This window comes from Streptomyces sp. NPDC026092, from assembly GCF_040638605.1.
Lineage (GTDB): Bacteria > Actinomycetota > Actinomycetes > Streptomycetales > Streptomycetaceae > Streptomyces.
Window position 1 is genome coordinate 209536 of record NZ_JBEZYN010000008.1, and the last position, 21822, is coordinate 231357.

Genomic DNA, 21822 nt, shown 5'->3' on the forward strand with positions numbered 1-21822 from the left:
AACCCTTCGAGGGACCCGCCGTCTCGTCGTGCCGCATGGGCACCTGACTCCTCCCGCGAAGGGGGCGTGGCATGGGCGTCATGACGTCCTGGGCGGACAGGTTCAGGTTGCGGCAGTACGTCAAGGCCAGTCTGTGGATAGTGCCGATGATCGGTCTCGTTCTCGGCGCTCTTCTCGCCGAGGCCGCCCTGGCCGCCGACAGCGCGGAGTGGCCGCCCAGCGGCTGGCACTATTCCGCCACGACCGCGAGCGGCGTGCTCGCCGCCATCGTGGGCGCGATGGTGGCGCTGCTCGGGTTCGTCGTCACGATCGGCGTGCTGGTGGTGCAGCAGGCCACGGGAACCCTCTCCCCCAGGTACATGCGCCTGTGGTATCGGGACCGGCTGCAGAAGGCGGTTCTGGCGACCTTCACCGGGACGTTCGCGTTCGCCTTCTCCCTGCTGCGCAGCGTCGAATCCGCGTCGGTCCCCGACCTCGGGGTCACCCTGGCCGGCGCGGCGGTGGCCGTGAGCCTGGTACTCCTGCTCGTCTACCTCAACCGGTTCACCCACAGCCTCCGACCGGTGGCCATCGCAGAGTTGGTCGCGCGCATGGGAGAGACCGTCTTCACCGACGGCGCCGCGGCGATCCGGGGCGCCGCGCCCCGCGGAGCCGGAGCCGTCCCGTCCGACGGTTCGGTGCTGCAGGTCCGTACCGTGCGCGGCGGAGCCATTCAGGCCTTCGACGTTCCCGGTCTGATCGCGGAGGCGGCCCGCCACGAGTGCGTCTTCGTCGTGACCCGGCTGATCGGGGACTTCGTTCCGCCCGGCACGGTGCTGGTGGAGGTCCGTGGGGGCACGTCCAGGCCCGACCCGGAGCGGGTGAACGGTCTTGTCGCCCTCGGGGCCGAGCGCACGATCGAACAGGATCCCGCCTTCGCACTCCGGGTCCTCGTCGACATCGCGATCAGGGCCCTCTCGCCCGCGGTGAACGACCCCACGACCGCGGTGCAGGTCATCAACTACATCGAGTGGTTCCTGCACACGGTCGGCAACACGCAGCTCCCCGGACGTTACGTCCTGGCCGACCGCGACGGGGACGCGCGGCTTGTGCTCCCGGGCCGGGACTGGGACAACTACCTCGAGCTCGCCGTCTGCGAGATCCGCGACTACGGAGGTTCGTCCGTGCAGATCTGCCGGAGGCTCCGGGCCATGCTCGACGGCCTGCTCGACGCCCTGCCCCCACCGCAGCACGCTGCCGTGCGCACGCAGTTGCGCCTCCTGCAGGAGGCGGTCGAGCGCGAGTTCACCGACCCGGCCCGCCGGGCCATCGCTGAGCAGGCCGATCACCAGGGCATCGGCGGGCAATACCCTGACCCGACCGGAGTCCGGGCCACTCCCGGACCACCTGGCTGACTTCAGGCCTGGCGGCGACCGTTTCCGCCGGCCAGGCGCATGCTGATGCTGTACCACCAGCAGACGAAGAACATCTTTTGTAGCTATTCCCCGAAAGCGCTGGGGTTCTTCTAGCACGCCAAGCCTGGCTCCTGTCTGGAAATTACTCCGTCGCCGCACGGTTCGCTGTCGCCATCCTCGCTGGCGAGGCCGCAGCCCCGGTCCAGGGCCTGGGGACCGGTGCGTTCACGTCGCTTCGTCGCCCACCCCGTCCCGGTCGTTCAGTAGGGCGCGGAGCACTTGGACGACCGACGCCGTCCCGGACGCACCGGAGCCCCGCCCCGTGCGGGCCGGGGCTCCGGTCAGCGGTTCCGATCGGTCAGCTCAGGGAGCTGAAGATGGACCAGCCGCCCGCGCCGACCACCGTGGCGGGACCGTCCACCGGCTTGCCGCCGCTGACACCGCCCGCGTAGAAGAGCAGGTTGTACGTGCCCGAGGAGTCCACGGCCGTGGCCCACAGGTCGGCGGTGCCGTCGCCGTTCGCGTCGTGGGCGCCCGCGAGTAGCGGCCGGTTGGCCGTGCCGTACCCGGTGCCGTATGTGATGCGCTCGTCGAACCGGCCGAGCGGACTGATCACCACGCCGGACGCGTCCTTGCGGCCATCGTTGCCACGGTAGAGAAACAGCTCGTTGGTGACCTTGTTGCGGGCGAAGAAGTCCGGGAAGCCGTCCTGGTCGGCGTCCCCGGCGGCCGAGACCTCCATGGGGGTCCAGCTCTGCTCGCCGATCACGAGGGGGGCCTTCACGGACGGGGCGTTGCCGGGCACGCCGTCGTACCGGTAGAGCTTGTCGCCCTGATTGACCACCAGGTCGGGGTAGCCGTCGCCAGTGATGTCACCGACCCCGGTGACCGTGGCGTCGGCCGCCAGCGGGGTCGCCGTGAGGAGCCTGGAGGTGTCCAGGGCACTGCCTCCCTTGTTCGGGTACAGGCGCAGCTCCGTGCCGACGCGGGCCACCACGTCCTCGCGGCCATCGCCGGTCCAGTCCCCGCGGTGGGTGACGGAGGCACCGGTCCAGTCGGTGCCCGCGCCGAAGGCGGTGTTCGGGGCGGTGTGGTCGCCGGTTCCGTCGCCCGGGTAGAGGCGTAGCCCGCCCGCCTTCTCGACAGCAAGAAGGTCGGGGCGGGTGTCGCCGGTGAGGTCGCCGTAGGCGGGGGCGAGAGTGGCGATCACCGGGGCGTGGTCGGACCAGCCGTTCGGCTGGCTGTTGGGGACGTTCTTAGTCCGGTCCATCAAGTCGTGAGCGACCTCGATGGAGGTGAAACGATTCCTCTTCGAGGTGAAGACGTGGTCGATCCGGCTGGTCGACGGGGCCGGGGCGGCCACGCCGGGCGCCCAGCCCTGCCGGGTGTACTCGGTGCTCGCGGAGCGGTACAGACCGGCGTCGAAGAAGGGCTTCAGGCTCGCTGAGGTCTCCGCCGCGTTGAGGTCACCCGCAACGACGACCCCGGCGGGCAGGTCCGCGTTCAGCTGCTTCACGATCTCCTTGGCCTGGCCTTCGCGGGCCGTCTCGATCGCGGTGCCCCCGCCGGGGAGCAGGTGGGTGCTGCACAACTTGTCGGGCCAGCCTTCGAGGCGGCCGCAGACGGCGGACAGCTTGCGGGGTACATCCGGCAGGGTGTCGAACCGCTGGGTGTCCTTCAGGGTGCCCTTGACCCCGAGGATCACGCCGAGGTCGCCGCCGAAGTCGGAGCCACGGCAGCGGCCGTTGCCGGCCACATTCTCGTCCTCGCCCTCGCGGTTGCCTTTGGCGAAGGTGAAGTACCAGCCCTCAGGGCCGAGTTCGGACTCGAGCGTGGCCAGGTGGCTGCGGCTCTGGTCGCCGGAGACCGTACCGTCCCCGTAGCCGCACGCCTCCTGGAGCAGGAGCACGTCCGCCTGGTGCTGGCGGGTCAGCGAGGCGATCGCCTTCGACTTCGCCGCGGGCTCGTTGCGGCGGGCGCAGTAGCCCTCCGTTCCGCGGGCGCCGCCCGCCTCTCCACAGATGTTCCAGGAGATGACCCGCAGCTCGGTCTTCGGGGGCACGGGCGCCTCGTCCGCGACCGTCTGCGGCGCGGTGAGCAGGGAGACCGCGACCGCTCCCACGCCGAGCAGCCCGCCGGCCGCCCACCCTCGTCTTTCGGCCCGTCTTCCGATGCCGAGCGCCATGATCTCCCGGCCCCCCTTCCGTGTGCGGGGACCGAGCGCCCCCTCCGATGACGTCGTACATGCTACGTTCGCGCCGCCCGGCCCCCGCCGCGGCGTCCGCGGCGTCCGTGACCCACGCACCAAGAACTCCCTTACAGCAGGTCCAGCACGGTGGTGACGGTTCTTCCCCCCGGACGTCTCGTTCGCGGTTCTCACGTACGGACATGCCCGTCAGCCGGCCGTCCCGGGCGTGGGGTGGGGCCGTCGCCTTGCGGGACGGGCTGTCCGGCGTCCTTCGTGACGTGCAGCCATGCGCTCAGCGCCGCCTGCAGCTCAACCACCGCCGCCCGGTCGAGGACTTCGCCCGTCGGCCGGACGTGCAGCCGCACGCCCTGGCCGGTCACCGTCCATCCGACGGGCCGCCGCCGAGCAGGTGACTGCGAGGTGGTGGGTGCTGCGCCGATGAACGCCTGGAACAGCTCTTGGTGCGTCACTGCGGTCAGGGGCTGGTCCTCGTCGAAGTCCAGGCGCACGTCGGCCGGTGGGATGAGGATTCGTGTGTAGCCGTTCTTCGTGTACGCGGCGTGGTGTTGGCGCAGGTGGGCGAGAAGAAGTGGCAGGAGATCCTCGATAACGATCGCGGCGGTCCCTGGGGCTTTACCTCAAGCTCCGTAGGCACAAAAGATCATCGGCAAGGGCGAGTTCGCGCACGACGTGGCCCTGGCAATCGCCAACGGGGGAACCTTCGAGGCCCCTCAGTACCACCCGAATGGCACGACTCGCCCGCCGTGTACCAAGAAGCCTGCTGGTGGAACACCCAAGCAGCCGAGCGGCTCCCCCACTTCCTGTCCCTGGCACGCGCAGACGCCGCCTCCGCACAACAACAGGCACAGCGCGCCCAGGCACCTTGGCGGTAAGACGACCACAGCCACGGGCCCAGCTGGCGAACGCAGCAGACGTGCAGTAGATGGATCACTCCCAGAACTTCCCATCCCACGCCAGCCTCTCCGCAAGGGACCAGTAGGACCAAGATCCGGACCAATTCCGGACCAGCCCCCGTCGAGGCGCCGCACCAGCTTCCTTTTCCCCTGATCAGCGTGGATGCAGCTGCTGTACCACCAGCACTCGAAGAACCTGCTGGTGAGCTACTCGCCGAAGAAGCTCGGCTTCTTCTAGCGGAACGGAAGAAGGCGCCTGACCCGGGGTTTTCCCGGGTCAGGCGCCTTCTTGGAGCGCCCGGGCCTCGGGGAAGACGGGAGAGATGCCCAGTGACGGGGCGATGGCCGACCAGATCGTCGACTGGGCCGTGGGTAGGTCGACATGTGGGTCGGTGAGCATCACGCGAATGCCCAGGCCGTCACAGAGCGCCAGGATCAGAGTGCTGATCGCGGCGACATCGCAGGGGGCGAACTCGCCCGACGCGACGCCGCGTTCCACGGCGCCGCCGACCCAGGCATGGAGCTGGTCGTACAGGTCGACGGCGAGGTGCCGGGCTGCGTCGTCGCGCTGTGCGCGCACCCACAGTTCCTGCCACAGTTTCCAGTCCTGGCGCAGCTCCTCGTCGGTGGGCAGCATGGTGCGCACGATGCGCGCGAGCAGGACGCCGGCCGGCACGTCGGCCTCCCCGCCGTCAAGGTCCGTGCCGGTCTGTGCGAACGAATGCGTCATCGCCTCGGTGAAGAGCTTCTCGCGGGTGTCGAAGTGGTAGTGGAGCAGCGCCTTCGACACCCCCGCGTGCTCGGCGACCTTGCGCATGCTGACGTTCTCGAACCCGATGTCCGCGATCACCTCGCACGCGGCCTTGAGGATCCGCTCCCGTGTCTCGAGTGCGCGCTCGGCCTTGGTCACGTTGGCAACTCCCGCTTTCGGTCTCGGTCCACGTCCCGGACCATCATCCCTGCCCATCCTGCCCCGACCGGCGCCCCGGGTACGGGTGGAAGCCCCGACCTGACTTCCGACCGAGCCGCCCCGCTTCCACCATCCGAGCCAGCAGCGGCGGCGGGGCGTACAGCGGCTCGCGGTACTCCGCGTACATCGACCGGGCGATGGCCTGCACCGTGTCCAGACCGATCAGGTCGGCCAGGGCGAGCGGGCCGAGTGGATGGGCGCAGCCCAAGGTCATGGCCCGGTCGATGTCCTCGGCCGACGCCGTACCGGACTCGGCCATCCGCACCGCTGCCAGCAGGTACGGCACGAGCAGGGCGTTGACGACGAACCCTGCCCGGTCCCGGGCGTGCACCACCTCTTTGCCGAGGACCTCGGCGGCGAAGGCGCCCGCGCGCCGGACGGTGTCCTCGCCGGTGAGCAGCGAGGGCACCAGTTCCACCAGCGGGAGCCGCGGCACCGGGTTGAAGAAGTGCAGACCGATGACCTGGGACGGCCGCGAGGTGGCGGCCGCCAGCCTGATGACGGGCAGGGACGAGGTGTTGGTCGCCAGGACGGCGTCCCGGCGCTCCACGACGGCGTCGAGCCGGGCAAAGACCTCGGTCTTCGCCCGCTCGTCCTCCGCCACCGCCTCGACGACCAGATCGCGGTCGGCGAGCCGCGCCATGTCGGTGGTCACCGCGATCCGGCCGGCCGCGGCCCGACGCTCGGCCACGGCCAGCCGGCCGGCCGCCTCAGCCCGTTCCAGCGAGCGGGTGATCCGCCGCAGTCCGGCTTCCGCGGCCGCCGGTCCGCTCTCCACCACCACGACGTCGCGTCCGGCGCGGGCGCAGACCTCGGCGATGCCGGAGCCCATGAGCCCGCAGCCCACGATCCCCACCCGGGCGAGGTCGCTCACGGGGTCGCCGGCAGCTGCAGGACACCCGTCCCGCGCTTGACGAGTTCGCCCGCGACGATGAGTCGCTGGATCTCGGAGGTGCCCTCCCAGATCCGGTCGACGCGCAGCTCTCGGTAGAGACGCTCGACGGGGTACGAGCGGTCGTAGCCGCGCCCGCCGAAGATCTGCAGGCACCGGTCGACCACCCGACCGGACGCCTCGCTCGCCGCGAGCTTGGCGATCGCGGCCTTCGCGTGCAGGGTCTTGCGGTCGGTTCGCCCCTCGCCGACCTCCCAGGCGACCTGGTGGGTGTACGCGCGGTTCACGGCGATGTCGACGGCCGAGTCGGCGAGCATCCCCTGGATCAGCTGGAAGTCGGCGATACGGGAGCCGAACTGACGGCGTCCGACGGCCCAGTCACGGGCGAGCTCCAGGGCCCGCTCGGCCGCCCCGATCGTGCGGGCGGCGATCATCAGCCGCTCCTCGGAGAACCAGGAGCGGGTGAGGTCGTAGCCGTTGCCGACGCCGCCGAGCACCGCGTCCTCAGGCAGGCGTACGTCGGTGAAGGTGAACTCGGGGTGCTCGTAGACGAAGGTGTGCATCCAGCGGGGCACCCGGGTCATCTCGATGCCCGGGGTGTCCTTGTCCACGAGGAACAGCGTCGGCGCCCGCTCCTCCCCCGCAGCAGCAAGCACAATCATGAAGTCGGCGTGGTCGCCCACGGTGACGAACCACTTCTCGCCGTTCAGCACCCAGCCGTCGGCGGTCCGGGTCGCGGTGGTGTGCAGGTTCTGCGGGTCGGAGCCGGCTTCGGGCTCGCTGACCGCGTAGCAGTCGCGCCGGCGCCCGCGGATCACGGGCACGAGGTACCGCTCGCGCTGTTCGGGCGTGCAGTGCGAGAGGGCGTTGGCGGGCCGCCACACCATGTCCCACAGTGCGCCGGTGAGCCGGCCCAGTTCCTCCTGGACGACGACCTGCTCAGGAACGGTGAGTCCGGCACCGCCCCACTCGGCCGGCATGTTGACGGCCTGGAGGCCGCTGTCGAGGACGGCGTCGCGGATCTCGGCGTGGGCCTGTGGCGGCAGACCGTTGTTCTCCTCGCAGTCGAGCTCGTACTTCATGATGAAGTCGGTGAGGTCACGCGCCGATTCCTTGAGCTCCTGCTGGCGTGCGGTGAGACGGAAGTCCATGGGGTGCTTGTCCTCTCGGTGGTGGGTGTGGGTGCCGGGGCAGGGCCGTGGGCTCAGCGCGGCAGGGCCAGCGCCCCTGTGCCGCGCTTGATCAGCTCGTTGGCGATGATCAGCCGTTGGATCTCCGATGTGCCTTCCCAGATCCGGTCGACGCGCAGCTCTCGGTACATGCGCTCGACCGGGTACGAGCGGTCGTAACCGCGCCCGCCGAAGATCTGCAGGCACCGGTCGACCACCCGACCGGCGGCCTCGCTCGCCGCGAGCTTCGCCGTGGAGGCCTTGGCGTGCAGGGTCTTGCGGTCGGTCTGAGGCTGGTCGGCCTCCCAGGCGATCTGGTGGGTGTAGGCGCGGTTGACGGCGATGTCGACGGCGCAGTCGGCGAGCATCCCCTGGATCAGCTGGAAATCGGCGATACGGGAGCCGAACTGACGGCGTCCGACGGCCCAGTCACGGGCCAGTTCCAAGGCCCTCTCGGCGGCGCCGACGGTCCGGGCGGCGATCATCAGCCGCTCGTCGGTGAACCACTCCTTCGTCAGCTCGTAGCCGTTGCCGACGCCGCCGAGCACGTCCTCGTCGGGTACGAAGACGTCGGTGAACCGGAACTCGGGGTGCCCGTTCACCGCTGAGTGCATGAAACGGGGGACCCGCGTCATCTCGACACCGGGGGCCTGCTTGTCGACGAAGAACAGCGTCGCCGCGCGGTCCGGCCCGGCATCGGCCTGCACCAGCAGGAAGTCGGCGATGTCGCCGCAGGTGACGAACCACTTCTCGCCGTTCAGAAGCCAGCCGCCCGCCGTGCGGGTCGCGGTGCTCGTGCCCGATCCGGGGTCGGATCCGGCCCCGGGCTCGGTGACGGCGAAGGCGTCGAAGCGCTCGCCGCGAATCACCGGCAGCAGATACTTCTCGCGTTGTGCCTCGGTGCCGTAGACGAGGACGTTGGCGGGCCGCCAGGGAATGTCCCACAGGCAGTTGGTGACCTTGCCGAACTCCTCCTCGATGATCACCTGGTCCAGCAGGGAGAGTCCTGCGCCGCCCCACTCGGCGGGCATGTTGATGGCGTAGACGCCGGCTTCGATCGCGGCCCGGGTCAGCTCCCGCACGGTGTCGGCGGGCAGCGGGCCGCCCGCTTCCTCGGACTGCTCCTCGTACCGCATCAGGAGCCGCGTGTAGGCCGCGGCGCGCGCCTTGAGCTCGGTCTGCTCGGGGGTGTAGCGGAAGTCCATGGTGTGGGTCTCCTCCAGGGCGAGAGGGGTGTGCGGGACGGTGTGCAGAGAGGTATGCGGGGGTGTACGGGAAGGCCTCACCGGGGCCTCGTGGGGAGGGTTGGGGGTCAGCCGAGGACGGCTCGCGCGTCCAGCGCGAGGGCGCCGTCCGGGCGTACCAGCAGCGGGTTGACCTCCAGCTCGGCGATCTCCGGGTGGGCCGCGGCGGCTTGGGTGATGCGGGCGACGACAGCGGCGGCCGCCGTCACGTCCACGGCGGGACGGCCCCGCACGCCGTCGAGCAGGGGGGCGGTACGCAGCCCCCGCAGCAGCTTCTCGGCGAAATCGGCGGCCACCGGCGCGAGGGCGAAGGCCACGTCGCGCAGGGTCTCGGTGAGCACCCCGCCGAGGCCGACCATCGCCACCGGGCCGAACCGGGGGTCGCGTTGGACGCCGACGATCAGTTCGACACCGTCCGAGAGGTCCGCCATGGCCTCGACCGAGTACGACGGGGCGCCGAGGCGGGCGTGCATCCGCCGGTACGCGGCCAGCAGCGCGTCCCGGTCGGCGAGCCGCAGCGCCACCCCGCCGGCGTCGGACTTGTGCAGGAGGTGGAGAGCCTTGAGGACGTACGGTCCTTCGAACGAGGCGGCAGCGGCGAGCAGCCCGGCCTCGTCGGTGATCTCCCGGGCCGGCGGGAAGGGCACTCCGGCGGCGGCCAGCAGCGCCCGCACACCGTGGTACGAGGGATCCCCCAGTGGTGGCCCGGCGGGCGGCGGCGCGGCCACCCCGGTCGGAGCGCCCGCCGCGCGGCCGGTCAGCGCGGCGAGGGCACGGGCCGCGTCCTCGGTGGCGGCGAACACCGGGACCCCGGCCTCCGCGAGCACCCGGCAGCTGGGCGACTCCGGGTACATGGACTGCACGACCAGCGGCTTCGGTGTGGCGGCGAGGTGTCCGGCGATCTCCTTCGCGGCCCGCTGCTCGCCCTCGGCGAGGACGGAGCCGCCGGCGGGCCCGCCCCCCAGGCCGCCTTCGGAGGCGGCGTACCCGCCGAAGTAGCCCGTCATCAGGACGGCGTCCACCTCGTCGGCGGCCAGCAGTTCGCGGACGGTGTCGGCGTACGAGAGGGGGCGCTGCTCCCCCATCCCGGCGAGGTCGACCGGGTTGCGGACGGCGGACTGCTCCCACAGCACGCTCCGCAGCCGGTCCTGGGCCGGGGCGCCGAGCTCGGGCACGTCGAGCCCGGCGTCCTCGGCAGCGTCGGCGGCGACCGCGCCGTGGCCGCCGCCGTCCGTGAGGACGGCGGTCCGCCGGCCGGCCGTGCGCCGCCCGCCGGCCAGGGCGGCGAGCACCACGGTCATCTCCCGTGGGGTACGGACGAGTTCGACACCCGCGTCGCGGCATGCCGCGGCCACCACGTCGGCCGAGGTGGTCAGTGCCCCCGTGTGCGACTGGGCGCTACGGGCCGAAGCGGTGCCGCGGCCGGCGGTGAGGAGGACCACGGGCTTGCCGGCCTCGGCGGCGGCGCGGGCGAAGGCCCGGCCGTCGCCGAAGTCCTCGGCGTACACGGCGATCACGGAGGTGGGCTCGTGGCGGGCGCAGTCCTCGACGAGGTCGACGAGAGTGACGTCGGCCTGGTTGCCGAGCGAGACGAAGCGGGAGAAGCCGAGGTCGTGCGGGGCGCCGCGCAGCTGGAGTTCGAGGGCCAGGTTGCCGCTCTGGCTGAGCAGGGCGACATGGCCGGGCGTGAACCGGTCCGAAGCCAGGTACAGCTCGGTGGTGTTGTCCGCGATGCCCAGGCAGTTGGGGCCGACGAGCACGGCTCCGGCGGCCCGGACCCGCTCGGCGACGACCCGCTGGCGGGTGAGACCGGCGGGGCCGGCCTCGGCGAAACCGGCGGTGATGGCGACGATCGCCTTCGCCCCGCAGGCGAGGGCGTCGTCGACGGCCGCCTCGAAGCCGGTGCCGGGCACGGAGATCACCACCAGGTCGACCGGCTCGCCGATCTCGCCGAGGGAGGTGGCCGCCGTCCGGCCGAGTACGGTGCCGCCGCGCCGGTTCACGAGGTGGACGGGCCGCCGGTCGGGCGCGCGGAGGGCCTGGGCGGCCACCGCATGGCCGTACTTCGCCGGGTCGTCGCTGGCGCCGACCACGGCGACGGATCCGGGGTCGAAGAGCGAGGTCAGGTCACGCGTCATCTCATCCCTCCACGCGCAGGGCAGAGTTGGGGCAGCTCTCCGCGCAGGCGCGGGCGCGGTCCTCGGCAGCGGGCGGCACGTCGACGGCGACGACCTTCGCGTAGCCCCATTCGTCGAGCTCGACGAGTTCGGGGGTGTTCTCCTGGCAGAGGCCGTAGCCGTTGCACAGCGTGGCGTCCAGCAGCAGTTTCATGACGTTCCTTCCAGTACGGCGGCCATGGGCTCGGCGGAGGTGGGGCCGGATCCGGTCGGCGCGGGTGGTCCCACGGCCGGTACCGGCACCCTTAGGCGGGTCAGGCGGTGCGGGTCCCGCCCGGGGGCGTCGGCGCGGCATACCGGGCAGGGCCCGTCGAGATGGGCCCGGACCTGTGCCGGGAAGACGCGCAGCAGGCTTCCGGCGAGGCCGGCGGCGGCGTCAAGGAGCCCGCACGCACCCCGCCCGGGCAATCCTCGCGCCCATCGGTGCAGCCGCTCGGCAGTGTCGGGTTCGGCGGATCCGGAGGCGAGGCGGTCCAGAGCGTCACTGATCGCGGCCGAGCCCGACACGCAGACGCCACACTGGCGTGCGCTCTCGACCGCGAGGTAACCGACCGCGTCGGCGGCGGCGCCCACCGGGCAGACGTCGGTGGTGAGGAAGCGGATGGCTCCGCAGCCGAGCGCCGTGCCCGCGGCAGCGAGAGCGCCGGGTTCGAGGGGCAGGTCCAGGGCGCAGGCGTCGACGAGCCCGCCGAAGAGACCGCCCATCAGGGCGCCGGTCGAGGCCGGGGTGCCGTGGGCGGCGGCAAGGGTACTCAGGGGGACCCCGTACGGCGCCTCGGTGAGCACAGGTGCGACGCTGCCGCCCGAGAGGGTGACCAGGGTGGAGCGCGCGATCGGCTCGCGCAGGTCGGGCCGGGCGGCGACGAGCGCGATCCGGGCGAGTGTCTCGACGTTGGCGACCAGCGTCGGCGCGCCCCGGACTCCCCGCTCGAAGGGGCGGGGCGGTTTGGCGGTCGGCAGGGCCGGCCCGCCGTCGATCCGGCGGACGACCGCGGTCTCCTCGCCGGCGACATAGGCGGCGGCGGTCTCGACGACCTCGACGGGCAGCGACGGTACGCGTTCGGCGAGGGCCCGGCGGACGCTGCGGGCCGCCTCCGGGTCGGAGAGGTAGACGTAGCCGTGTTCGGCGCCGGTCACCGCGGCGGCGTGGACGAGGCCGTCGAGGAGCAGGTGCGGGCGGGCCCGCAGCAGCCAGCGGTCCTTGACCGAACCGGGCTCGCCCTCTTCCCCGTTGGCCACCACGACCGGGGTGCCGGCACCTGCCGCGCGCTCGCCGCGCGTCCCGCTCCCCCGGCCGCGTCGCCCGTGCTCGCGGACGGTACGGAGCTTGACGGCGGCCGGGAATCCGGCGCCGCCGCGGCCGCGCAGGTCGCAGGCGTCCAGGTGATGCAGCAGCTCGTCGGGGGTGACGGCGGCGGCGTAGCCACCGGTGGCCTCGTACGCCTCGGCGTTCTCCGTCGCGTGCGGCGTCGCGCCCAGCACAGAACCCGGCGCGGGGGCGGTCGGGTGACGGATGACGGTCGAGGGGCGGCTGATGGCCGGGGGGTGACTCGGGGGCGAGGGGAGGCTGTGGGTCATCTGCCGTCTCCTGTACGGGCGGTGGGGGCGGGTCCGGCGGTACGGGACCGGGTGCGCAGGAGTCGCAGCGCGCCTTCGAGCGCGGCGCGGTCCCCTGCGGTGCGGCCGTATCCCGCTCCTGGCAGGCCGATGAGCATGCGGTGGTGGTCGAGGATCACCTCGGCGGCCAGCAGCGCGGCCGCGGTCGAGGCGTCCGGGTCCGCGTCGGCTCTCGTGTCCGCGTTCATGCCCGCGTGGCTGTCTCCGCCGCCCTGCTCTTCGAGCCGGAGGGCCACGGCGGTCACGAGCGCGGTGGCTTCGGCGAGGTAGCGCAACCAGCTGTGCCGGCTGCCCCTCAGAACCAGGCGTTCCACCCGGCGCCGCTCGACGGCCGCGAGTTCGGCCCGGCCCGGCGGCGGGTGGTGCGCCGTGCCGAGGGAGGCGCGCAGCGTGGCGACGGCTGCGGGCAGCTCCCGCTCCGGTTCGGGGGTGAGCCCGAGCCAGTCCAGATGCCGACGACCACTCATACGTGCCTCCGGAAGGGAAGGGGTGCGGGTGCCGTGACCGTCGGCCGCCGGCCCGGCAGCCGAGTGGGGCGTTCGAGCCACAGGCTCGTCAGCGGTCTCGGCCGAGGGGGAATCGGAGGAGGAAAGCGAGGGAGGTGCGTGTCGGGGCAGGTGCCAGGGCACGCCGGGCTGCTTCCGGCGCGAGGCCGTGGGCCGCACCCACCAGATGACGAGAAATACGCAGGTCAGAGGCAGTGCGGCGGAAGTGCAGCAACAGGAACACGTTTGCTGACCGATCGGTCAGGCAATAACCAAGCTAGCTGACCGATCGGTCAGCGTACAAGTCTTGACCCAGCGGAATTCAGCCACCACGCTGGCTGTCCAATCGGTCAGCCCGGTCCCGGCACCCGCCCCGACCCGCTGCCCGCATCCGGTTCGCACGACATCGACGCCCGACACCGATCGCCGCCCCGCGGTACGAGGAGTCACCGATGCACCCCAGAGCCCCCGCACCCGGCGCACTCACCGCGCACGAGGCGCCCACCGCACCCGACACAGCCGCCAGGGACCTCCCCGCTCCCGCGCTGGCGGCCCGCCACTACACCGATCCCGCCGTCGCCGCCGCCGAGACCCGCCAGATCTTCGCCAGGTCCTGGCAGCTCGTGTGCCACGAGTCCGACCTGCCCGGCCCCGGGGCCCGGCTCGCCGCCACCGTCGCCGACCGGGAGGTCCTGGTCGTCCGCACCGAGGACGGCGGCATCGCCGCCCACCTCAACGTCTGCCGCCATCGCGGAACCCGCCTGGTCACCGCCCCCGAACCGGCCGGCAAGGCGATCCGCTGCCCGTACCACGGCTGGACCTACCGCCTCGACGGCAGCCTGGTCGGCGCCCCCGAGGCCCGGCAGATCCCCTGCCTCGACAAGCCCCGCCTCGGCCTGTTCCCGGCCCGGGTCGAATCCTTCCTCGGCTTCGTCTTCGTCAACCTCGACCCGAACGCCGTCCCGCTCGCCGAGAGCTGCGCGGGACTCGCCGAGGCCGTCGGCCACTACGCCGGGGCGGACCTGGTGCCGGTCGGCCGGGACCGGATCCACGACCTGGCCCGCGCCGAGGTCCAGGAGGCCAACTGGAAGGTCGCGGTCGACAACTACCTGGAGGGGTACCACGTACCCGTCGCCCACCCCGGCCTGATGCGCCTGCTCGACTACCAGGGCTACGGCTGCGAGATCCACGACTCCTACGTCCTGTTCACCTCGCCCCTGCGCGACAAGCCGTCCTCCAACTGGACCGAGCGGCTCTACCAGCGCGTCGCCGCGCCCATGCCCGGCCTCACCGAGGCCGACCGCAGGGTCTGGCGGTATGCCGTGATCTACCCCAACACCCTCATCGACTTCTACCCGGACCACGTGCTCGCGTGGACCGCCGTACCGGCCGCGGTCGACAAGGTGGCCGTCCCCGGCGCCTTCTACACCCGCCGCGGCACCGGGCTGCGCACCCGACTCGCCCGGCGCCTGAACATGCGCATCGGCTGGATCACCAACGACGAGGACACCGAGCTGGTCGCCCGTGTCCAACGCGGTCTGTCCACCCCGGGGTTCGAACCCGGACCGCTGTCCCGGCGCGAGCTCGCGGTCGGCTGGTTCGCCGACCGCATCCGTGCCGACCTGGCGGATCCCGCAGAGCTCTCGGACCCCGCCGACCCCACGGAGGCCGCACCGGACCCCGACCCCGGCTCCGGCCCGCCCGGCCGGTGAGCGGCACCGCCCCGTCGCCGTAGCGCCGTACCACCGCATCGCCTTACCGCCGCGGCCTCATCGCCGTACCTCCGTCCCCCGCCCCGTGCCCCGAACCCGTCCGCACACCCCCGTACGCGCCCAGCCGAACGCCTCACGCGTCGACGCACCGAACGTTCGCCCGCCGTCCCCCAGCGGCCCCTACGGAGAGGACCCCATGTCCCCCGAGGCACCTTCCCTGTCCCGCCGCTCGCTGCTCCGCGCCGGCGCCACCGCCACCCTCGGTCTGACGGCGGCCGGCTGCGGATTCTCCTCCCCCTCCGACGACGCCGGCCGGTCGGCCGCCGAGTCCCCCATCGACGTCAAGGTCGACGGCGACCTCGTCTACTTCAACTGGGCCGACTTCGTCGACCCGGCCGTCTTCGCCGGCTTCTCCAAGGAGTACGGGGTCAAGGTCGTCCAGTCGAACTACGACTCCATGGAAGGCATGGCCGCCAAACTCAACGCCGGCAACCGCTACGACATCATCTTCCCCACGGCGAAGTGGGCCGAGCGCCTCTCCCGAGGGGGCCGGCTGCGCCGCATCGACCACGGGCGTCTGAGCAACGCCGAGGCCGTGTTCGGCGCCTACGACTACTTCGCCGACCCGTGGTACGACCCCCGCTCCGCTCACACCGTCCCCTTCACCATGTACAAGACCGGCATCGGTTGGCGCCGGGACCGGCTCGGCGACCTCACCGGCTCCTGGGGCGATCTGTGGAACGACCGAGCCAAGGGCAAGGTCTTCGTCCTCGACGACCGCGACGAGGTACTGGCCGTCGGCGCGCTCAAACTCGGCCTGCCCCTCACCACCGACCGGCCGGGCGACCTCGACCGCGTCACCGACACCCTGCGCACCCTGCGCCCTCGACTGCGCGGCTTCTCCAGCGACAGCTACAACAACCTGCTCAACGGCAACGCCGACATGACCCAGGCGTGGAGCGGGGACATGGCCGCGATGCTCGCCCAGGCGAAGGACCCGTCCGTGTTCGGATTCGAGACCGCCCGCGAGGGGGCCCCGGTCAACTCCGACTGCTACGCCATCCCCGCCGACGCACCGCACCCCGGCACGGCCATGCTCTTCATCGACTACATGCTCCGGCCCGAGAACGTGAAGCGGAACATCGAGTACATCGGCTACCCGATGCCGGTGCGCGGCACGGAGGACACCTACGCCGCGCTCGTGGAGCCCTTCCCCCAGTGCCAAGTGACCGCGGCCGACCTCAGGGACGACATGTTCTTCCGCAACGGCACGGCAACGGGCGAGAAGGCACGCGACGCCGCCTGGACCGACGTGAAGGCGGGCTGACATGGCGGATACCGCCCGTACCCCACGTACCGTCAGAAAGCCGGTACAAGAACGTCTGTGGACCTGGCTGATGCTGCCCGGCACGCTCTGGATGACCGTCTTCCTCGTCGCCTCCCTGATCCTGGTGGCCACCCTCGCGTTCGGCACCACCGACCCGCTCGGCAACCCGCACTTCGGCTTCGTCCTCGACAACTTCACGGCCCTGGCCGACCCCGCCTACCGCACGGTCCTGCTCCGTTCGCTGGGCTACGCCCTGGTCACCTGCGCCGTCTGTCTGGTCATCGCCTACCCCGTCGCGTACGCCATCGCGACCAGGGGCGGCCGGTACAAGAACCTGCTGATCGCGGCGATCGTCGTCCCGTTCTTCGCCAACTACCTGGTGCGGATGTACGGCTGGTCCGTCGTCCTGTCCGACGACGGACCGCTGCTGAGGGCACTGCGGGCGATCGGGCTCGCCGACGGGGGGACCCGGATCCTGCAGACCGGCGCGGGCGTCGTCGCCGGTCTCGTCTACGGCTTCGTCGTCTTCATGATCATCCCGCTGTACGCGGCCATGGAGCGCATGGACACCTCGCTCATCGAGGCGGGCCGCGACTTGTACGCCGGTCCGCTGCGGACGTTCCTGTTCGTCACCGTCCCGGCCACCCGGCAGGGCGCGGCCGCCGGCTGTGTCCTCGTCCTGCTGCCCGCCATGGGCGACTTCGTCAGTGCCCAGCTCATGGGAGGCCCCGACCAGATCATGATCGGCAACCTGATCCAGGACAAGTTCTTCCAGGGGCAGAACTGGCCGCTCGGCTCCGCCCTCACCATGCTGCTGATGGCCGTCCTCCTCCTCGGCATGCTCGGCTACCTGCGGCGCACCCGCAAGGACGAGGCGGAGGCGGTCCGATGAGGGCCGCCCGCGGGCGCCGCCGCGGCGCCGAACGCCGTCCCCGGTTCGCCATCGCCGTCACCGCCGTCTTCTTCGCGCTGCTCTACGTCCCCATCGGCGTCGTCGTCCTGTTCTCCTTCAACTCGCAGAAGTCCCTGACCGTCTTCGACGACGTCAGCCTGCGCTGGTACGGAGCGTTCCTCCGCGACGACATGCTGCTGGACTCGCTCGACATGAGCCTGCGGGTCTCCCTCGTCGCCATGATCGGCTCGGTGGTGCTGGGCGTCGCCCTCGCGCTCGGCCTGGTCCGCGGCCGCAACCGACTCGGCTCCTTCGCCGGACTGGTGATGCTCGTCCCGCTCATCACCCCGGAGATCGTCACCGGCGTGGCCGCGATGCTCCTGTTCAAGGGCCTCGGCATCACCCTGTCCACGACGACGGTGATGCTCGCCGAGATCACCTTCTCCATCTCGTATGTGACGGTGATCCTGCGCTCCCGTGTCGCCGCCCTGAACCCGGAGATCGAGGAGGCGGCCATGGACCTGGGGGCCACGCGCCGGCAGGCCGTACGGCTGGTGACGCTGCCCGCGCTGCTCCCCGGCATCCTCGCCTCCGCCGTCCTCGTCTTCGCCCTGGTCTTCGACGACTTCGTCCTCGCCTACTTCACCACCGGCGTCGATCCGCAACCTCTGTCGGTCCGGATCTACTCGGCGATCCGGTTCGGGGTCCAGCCCACCATCAACGCCGTCGGCACGCTGATGCTGGCCGGCTCCGTCGCACTCATCACCCTCGCCCTCGCCATCCCGCGCCTGTTCGGCCGGCGCGGCGGCCTCGACCTGCTCTCCGGGAAGTAAACGCCATGACCTCGCAACCCACGCCCCCGCAGGCGCCGGACACGGCCCGACCTCCGCAACCGCAAGCCGTACTCCCGCACCCCGCTGTCCGGCTCGACCGGGTCGGCAAGAGCTACCCCGGGAGCTCCGGGAGCTCCGGCGGCTCCGCCTCGTACGCCGTCCACGACATCAGCCTCGACATCGCCCCCGGCGAGTTCTTCTCCCTGCTCGGTCCCTCCGGCTGCGGCAAGACCACCCTGCTGCGCATAATCGGCGGCTTCGCCGACCCCACCGAGGGCAGCGTCCTGCTCGACGGGGAGGACGTGACGGGCCTGCCGCCCCACCGGCGCAACGTCAACACCGTCTTCCAGAGCTACGCCCTCTTCGACCACCTGTCCCTCGCCGACAACGTGGCCTTCGGCCTCAAGCGCAAGGGCGTCGCCCGCCCCGAGATCCGCCGCCGGGTCGCCGAGATGCTCGACCTCGTACAGCTCGGGGACCTGGCGGGCCGCAGACCGACCACCCTCTCCGGCGGCCAGCGCCAGCGCGTCGCCCTCGCCCGCGCCCTGGTCAACCGTCCGCAGGTGCTGTTGCTCGACGAGCCGCTGGCGGCTCTCGACCTGAAGCTCCGGCGTCGGATGCAGGTCGAGCTCAAGCAGATCCAGCGCGAGGTGGGCATCACCTTCCTGTTCGTCACCCACGACCAGGACGAGGCCCTGACCATGTCGGACCGCCTCGCCGTCATGAACGAGGGCCGCCTCGAACAGTGCGGGACTCCGGAGGACGTGTACGAGCGCCCCACCAGCAGCTTCACCGCCTCGTTCCTCGGGACCTCCAACCTCGTCCCCGGCACCTACCGCGCCGGACGGGTGCTGCTCGACCAGGGCCCGGCGCTCCCCGTCGGCGACCGCCCCGGCATGACCGACGGCCGTCGGGTCAGTCTCTCGCTGCGCCCCGAGAAGATCTGGCTGTCCGACTTCGAGCCCGGCATGGCCCGGGTCACCGGTGTCGTCCGGGAGACCGTCTACTCCGGCCCCACCACCACGTACCTCATCGAACTGGCCCCCGGCGTCACCGTGCACGTCCTGGAGCAGAACACGGCCCGCTCCCGCATGGAGGACCGCTGGAGCGGCGGCGAGGAGGTCGAGCTCGGCTGGCGGCCCGAGCACTGCCTGGTGTTGGACTGACGACGGCCCCTCCGAAGGAGACACCATGTACCACGATGTCATCGTGCTCGGCGCCGGACTCGCCGGACTCGCCGCCGCCCGCGACCTGGCCGCGGGCGGAGTCGACGTCCTCGTCGTCGAGGCCCGCGACCGGGTCGGCGGCCGCGTCGAGCAGACCACGCTGCCCGACGGCCGCCTCGTCCAGCTCGGCGGGGAGGTGGTCGGCTCGGCGCACACCGCGTACACGGCGCTCGTCGCCGAACTCGGCCTCTCCCTCGTCCCCAGCTACGTCGCCGAACCCGGCGCGCTCGCCCGCGCCACGCCCGAAGGCGTCAGCGCCGGCGACCCGCCGCACTGGTTCGGCCCCGGCGACGACGCCTCCCACCGGAAGGTCACCGCCGGCTTCGCCGCACTCGCCGCGACCGTCGACCCCGACGACCCCTGGTCCCACCCCGAGGCCACCGCCCTGGACCGGATGTCCGTGGCCGGCTGGCTGCGCGACGAGGGGGCGAGCCCGGCCGTCGTACGGCTGTGGGAGATCGGCCAGCTCGCGCTCGCCGACGGCTCGTTCGAACGTACCTCGCTGCTCGCCGCCCTCCGCAAGCATGCCGCCGTCCCCGGCCTCGGCCACTACGAGTACGAGGCCTGGGAGGGCCTGCGGGTGGCCGAGGGCTCGGCGACCGTGGCCCTGCGGATGGCGGCCGGGCTCGACGGCAGAATCCGTACGGGCTCGCCCGTCGAGGCGCTCGTGGTCCGCCGCTCCGGCGACTGCTCGGTGCGCCTCGCGGGCGGCGAGACCCTCACCGCGGCCGCCGTCGTCAGCGCCCTGCCCGCCGGCCCGCTGCGCTCGCTCGCCGTCACCGGCGTCGGCGAGGAGCGCCTGGCCTCGCTGTACCACCAGCGGCACGCCCTCGCCGCGAAGTTCGTCGCCGCCTATGACCACCCGTTCTGGCGCGACCGGGGGCTCAGCGGTCTGTCCGAGTGTGAGGGGGTGCTGGGCAGCACCTGGCCGCAGAACGAAGGCATCCTGTCCGCCCTGATCCCGCCCGAGAGATACGGCGTCCTGCTCGGCACCCCCGCCCACCTGCGCACCCGCGAGCTCCTCGCCGAGATCGCCCGGCTGTACGGCGACCAGGCCCATCGGCCACGCGCCGCGCATCTGCGCCTGTGGGGCACCGACCCCTGGACCCAGGGGTACGTCACGCAATGGGCTCCTGGCGACGTCATGGCCGTCGGCCCCCGTCACGGCACCCATGAACCGCCCTTCTACGTCTGCGGATCCGACCAGTGGGTGGCCGGCTACATGGAGGGCGCCGTCCGCACCGGCCGCGCCGCCGCGAAGGAGGCCCTGCGCCGTGGCTGACAGTCTGCTGAACCACATCGGCGGCGAGGACCGAGCCGCCGCCACGGGCATGACCACCGAGCTGGTCGACCCCGCCACCGGGCGCGTGCACGGCCACGCCCCACGCTCCGGCCGCGCCGACACCGACGCCGCCTGCGCGGCCGCCGCGGCCGCGTACGGACCCTGGTCGGCCACCACCCCGGCCGACCGGCAACGGGCCCTGCTCGCCGTCGCCGACGCCGTCGAGGCGCACGCGGACGAGCTGACCGCCGCGGAGACCGCCGACACGGGGAAGCCCGCCGCACAGTTCCGCACGGAGGAACTCCCCGCGATCGCCGACGCCTTCCGCTACTTCGCCGGAGCCGCCCGCAACCTCCCAGGCGCCGCCGCGGCCGAGTACACCGAGGGCCGCACCTCCCTGCTGCGCCGCGAATCTGTCGGCGTCTGCGCCCAGATCACGCCGTGGAACTACCCCCTGATGATGGCCGCGTGGAAGATCGCACCGGCCCTCGCCGCCGGCAACACCACCGTCCTCAAACCCGCCGACACCACCCCCTCCTCGTCGGTGCTCCTCGCCCGGATCGCGGCCCCCCACCTGCCCCCGGGCGTGCTGAACGTCGTCTGCGGCGACCGCGACACGGGCCGCGCCCTCACCGCCCACCCCGCCGTCGCCCTGATCGCGCTCACCGGCAGCGTCCGCGCCGGCCAGGAGATCGCCGCCTCGGCTGCGGCCGGCCTGAAGCGGGTCCACCTCGAACTGGGCGGCAACGCGCCCGTGATCGTCCACGACGACGTCGACGTCCCGTCCACCGCCGCCGCCCTGGCCCAGGTCGCCTTCTACAACGCCGGCCAGGACTGCACCGCCCCCACCCGCTTCCTGGTCCACGCCCGCATCCACGACGCCTTCCTGGACGCCCTCGCCGACGTCGCCCGCGCACTGCGCCCCGGCACCGATCTCGGCCCGCTCAACAACGCCGCCCAGCTGGCCTCGGTCCGCGCCCTGCTCGACCGGCTGCCCGGCCACGCCCGGATCGTGGCCGGCGGCACACGGCCCGCGGGGCCCGGCTTCTTCCTCGCCCCCACCGTCGTCGCCGGGGTGCGCCAGGACGACGAGATCGTCCAGGAGGAGATCTTCGGGCCCGTCGTGACCGTGCAGTCCTTCAGCGACGAGTCCGAAGCGCTGCGGCTCGCCGACGACGTACGCTTCGGACTGGCCGCGAGCGTATGGACCAGAGACCACGACCGGGCGATGCGGGCGACGAGAGCCCTGCACACCGGGATCGTGTGGGTGAACACCCACGGCACCACGGTCTCCGAAATGCCGCACGGCGGAGTCAAACACTCCGGATACGGCAGCGACCTGTCTCTCTCCGGCCTCCTCGACTACACCCGGCCCAAGCACGTGATGATCTGAGCCGCGGTCCCCTCCCGGCCCCTTGCGGACGACGTCGAGGAATTGCCGCGCCGTCTCGCGGAACGCCTTCGCACTGCCGGCCATGAACAGGGTCTCGGCATGCAGGC

The 21822-nt window shown here is 72.1% G+C and carries 18 protein-coding genes; 8 read left to right on the top strand and 10 right to left on the bottom strand.

Annotated features, from left to right (window positions below; translation table 11 throughout):
* Positions 1 to 71 precede the first annotated feature (71 nt).
* A complete protein-coding gene (locus AB0F56_RS15955) occupies positions 72 to 1394 on the top strand; it encodes a DUF2254 domain-containing protein (RefSeq protein WP_362009188.1) in 1323 nt (440 codons plus the stop codon).
* 358 nt (positions 1395 to 1752) lie between these two features.
* On the opposite strand, the gene AB0F56_RS15960 is transcribed toward AB0F56_RS15955, so the two are convergent.
* The 10 genes from AB0F56_RS15960 to AB0F56_RS16005 form a co-directional block, all read right to left on the bottom strand.
* A complete protein-coding gene (locus AB0F56_RS15960; protein ID WP_362009191.1) occupies positions 1753 to 3579 on the bottom strand; it encodes an FG-GAP-like repeat-containing protein in 1827 nt (608 codons plus the stop codon).
* A 191-nt stretch (positions 3580 to 3770) separates the two neighbouring features.
* Complete coding sequence (locus tag AB0F56_RS15965) at positions 3771 to 4091, bottom strand: hypothetical protein (protein WP_362009194.1); 321 nt, start codon at positions 4089 to 4091, stop codon at positions 3771 to 3773.
* Positions 4092 to 4773: 682 nt separating this feature from the next.
* On the bottom strand, positions 4774 to 5406 hold the full coding sequence (locus AB0F56_RS15970; RefSeq protein ID WP_362009197.1) for a TetR/AcrR family transcriptional regulator: 633 nt from the start codon (positions 5404 to 5406) through the stop codon (positions 4774 to 4776).
* A gap of 43 nt (positions 5407 to 5449) precedes the next feature.
* Positions 5450 to 6340, bottom strand: a complete 891-nt coding sequence (locus tag AB0F56_RS15975; RefSeq protein WP_362009199.1) for a 3-hydroxybutyryl-CoA dehydrogenase — start codon at positions 6338 to 6340, stop codon at positions 5450 to 5452.
* Entirely contained in the window at positions 6337 to 7509 is a 1173-nt protein-coding gene (locus AB0F56_RS15980; protein ID WP_362009201.1) for an acyl-CoA dehydrogenase family protein, read from the bottom strand. The genes AB0F56_RS15975 and AB0F56_RS15980 overlap by 4 nt, the downstream gene beginning before the upstream one ends.
* A 53-nt stretch (positions 7510 to 7562) precedes the next feature.
* Positions 7563 to 8732 (bottom strand): acyl-CoA dehydrogenase family protein, encoded by a 1170-nt coding sequence (locus AB0F56_RS15985; RefSeq protein WP_362009203.1) that lies wholly within the window; start codon positions 8730 to 8732, stop codon positions 7563 to 7565.
* A 107-nt stretch (positions 8733 to 8839) separates the two neighbouring features.
* Positions 8840 to 10909 (bottom strand): acetate--CoA ligase family protein, encoded by a 2070-nt coding sequence (locus tag AB0F56_RS15990; protein ID WP_362009206.1) that lies wholly within the window; start codon positions 10907 to 10909, stop codon positions 8840 to 8842.
* A 1-nt stretch (position 10910) separates the two neighbouring features.
* Positions 10911 to 11102, bottom strand: a complete 192-nt coding sequence (locus tag AB0F56_RS15995) for a ferredoxin (RefSeq protein WP_362009209.1) — start codon at positions 11100 to 11102, stop codon at positions 10911 to 10913.
* Positions 11099 to 12526, bottom strand: coding sequence for an NADH-ubiquinone oxidoreductase-F iron-sulfur binding region domain-containing protein (locus tag AB0F56_RS16000; protein WP_362009212.1), 1428 nt, complete (start codon positions 12524 to 12526; stop codon positions 11099 to 11101). The genes AB0F56_RS15995 and AB0F56_RS16000 overlap by 4 nt, the downstream gene beginning before the upstream one ends.
* Positions 12523 to 13032, bottom strand: a complete 510-nt coding sequence (locus AB0F56_RS16005) for a hypothetical protein (protein WP_362009214.1) — start codon at positions 13030 to 13032, stop codon at positions 12523 to 12525. Before AB0F56_RS16005 ends, AB0F56_RS16000 begins: the two co-directional genes overlap by 4 nt.
* A gap of 470 nt (positions 13033 to 13502) precedes the next feature.
* Between AB0F56_RS16005 and AB0F56_RS16010 the strand changes: the two genes are divergently transcribed.
* The 7 genes from AB0F56_RS16010 (at position 13503) to AB0F56_RS16040 (ending at position 21715) form a co-directional block, all read left to right on the top strand.
* Positions 13503 to 14762, top strand: a complete 1260-nt coding sequence (locus AB0F56_RS16010; RefSeq protein WP_362009216.1) for an aromatic ring-hydroxylating dioxygenase subunit alpha — start codon at positions 13503 to 13505, stop codon at positions 14760 to 14762.
* Positions 14763 to 14958: 196 nt separating this feature from the next.
* Positions 14959 to 16089, top strand: coding sequence for a spermidine/putrescine ABC transporter substrate-binding protein (locus AB0F56_RS16015; RefSeq protein WP_362009219.1), 1131 nt, complete (start codon positions 14959 to 14961; stop codon positions 16087 to 16089).
* Position 16090: 1 nt separating this feature from the next.
* Positions 16091 to 16981: an ABC transporter permease gene (locus AB0F56_RS16020; RefSeq protein ID WP_362009221.1), complete on the top strand. Its 891-nt coding sequence runs from the start codon at positions 16091 to 16093 to the stop codon at positions 16979 to 16981.
* The gene (locus AB0F56_RS16025; RefSeq protein WP_362009223.1) at positions 16978 to 17814 is read left to right on the top strand and encodes an ABC transporter permease; all 837 of its coding nucleotides are present in this window, start codon (positions 16978 to 16980) and stop codon (positions 17812 to 17814) included. The genes AB0F56_RS16020 and AB0F56_RS16025 overlap by 4 nt, the downstream gene beginning before the upstream one ends.
* Before the next feature lie 5 nt (positions 17815 to 17819).
* Positions 17820 to 18980, top strand: coding sequence for an ABC transporter ATP-binding protein (locus AB0F56_RS16030; RefSeq protein ID WP_362009226.1), 1161 nt, complete (start codon positions 17820 to 17822; stop codon positions 18978 to 18980).
* A 25-nt stretch (positions 18981 to 19005) separates the two neighbouring features.
* Positions 19006 to 20322, top strand: coding sequence for an NAD(P)/FAD-dependent oxidoreductase (locus AB0F56_RS16035; protein ID WP_362009229.1), 1317 nt, complete (start codon positions 19006 to 19008; stop codon positions 20320 to 20322).
* A complete protein-coding gene (locus AB0F56_RS16040; protein ID WP_362009232.1) occupies positions 20315 to 21715 on the top strand; it encodes an aminobutyraldehyde dehydrogenase in 1401 nt (466 codons plus the stop codon). Before AB0F56_RS16035 ends, AB0F56_RS16040 begins: the two co-directional genes overlap by 8 nt.
* Positions 21716 to 21822: the final 107 nt, after the last annotated feature.

Coding starts and splice junctions, on each gene's coding strand:
- AB0F56_RS15955 (WP_362009188.1), top strand. CDS start 72: ATGGGCGTCATGACGTCCTGGGCGGACAGGTTCAGGTTGCGGCAGTAC.
- AB0F56_RS16035 (WP_362009229.1), top strand. CDS start 19,006: ATGTACCACGATGTCATCGTGCTCGGCGCCGGACTCGCCGGACTCGCC.
- AB0F56_RS15985 (WP_362009203.1), bottom strand. CDS start 8,732: ATGGACTTCCGCTACACCCCCGAGCAGACCGAGCTCAAGGCGCGCGCC.
- AB0F56_RS15990 (WP_362009206.1), bottom strand. CDS start 10,909: ATGACGCGTGACCTGACCTCGCTCTTCGACCCCGGATCCGTCGCCGTG.
- AB0F56_RS16000 (WP_362009212.1), bottom strand. CDS start 12,526: ATGACCCACAGCCTCCCCTCGCCCCCGAGTCACCCCCCGGCCATCAGC.
- AB0F56_RS16005 (WP_362009214.1), bottom strand. CDS start 13,032: ATGAGTGGTCGTCGGCATCTGGACTGGCTCGGGCTCACCCCCGAACCG.
- AB0F56_RS16020 (WP_362009221.1), top strand. CDS start 16,091: ATGGCGGATACCGCCCGTACCCCACGTACCGTCAGAAAGCCGGTACAA.
- AB0F56_RS15995 (WP_362009209.1), bottom strand. CDS start 11,102: ATGAAACTGCTGCTGGACGCCACGCTGTGCAACGGCTACGGCCTCTGC.
- AB0F56_RS15980 (WP_362009201.1), bottom strand. CDS start 7,509: ATGGACTTCCGTCTCACCGCACGCCAGCAGGAGCTCAAGGAATCGGCG.
- AB0F56_RS15960 (WP_362009191.1), bottom strand. CDS start 3,579: ATGGCGCTCGGCATCGGAAGACGGGCCGAAAGACGAGGGTGGGCGGCC.
- AB0F56_RS16030 (WP_362009226.1), top strand. CDS start 17,820: ATGACCTCGCAACCCACGCCCCCGCAGGCGCCGGACACGGCCCGACCT.
- AB0F56_RS16015 (WP_362009219.1), top strand. CDS start 14,959: ATGTCCCCCGAGGCACCTTCCCTGTCCCGCCGCTCGCTGCTCCGCGCC.
- AB0F56_RS16025 (WP_362009223.1), top strand. CDS start 16,978: ATGAGGGCCGCCCGCGGGCGCCGCCGCGGCGCCGAACGCCGTCCCCGG.
- AB0F56_RS16010 (WP_362009216.1), top strand. CDS start 13,503: ATGCACCCCAGAGCCCCCGCACCCGGCGCACTCACCGCGCACGAGGCG.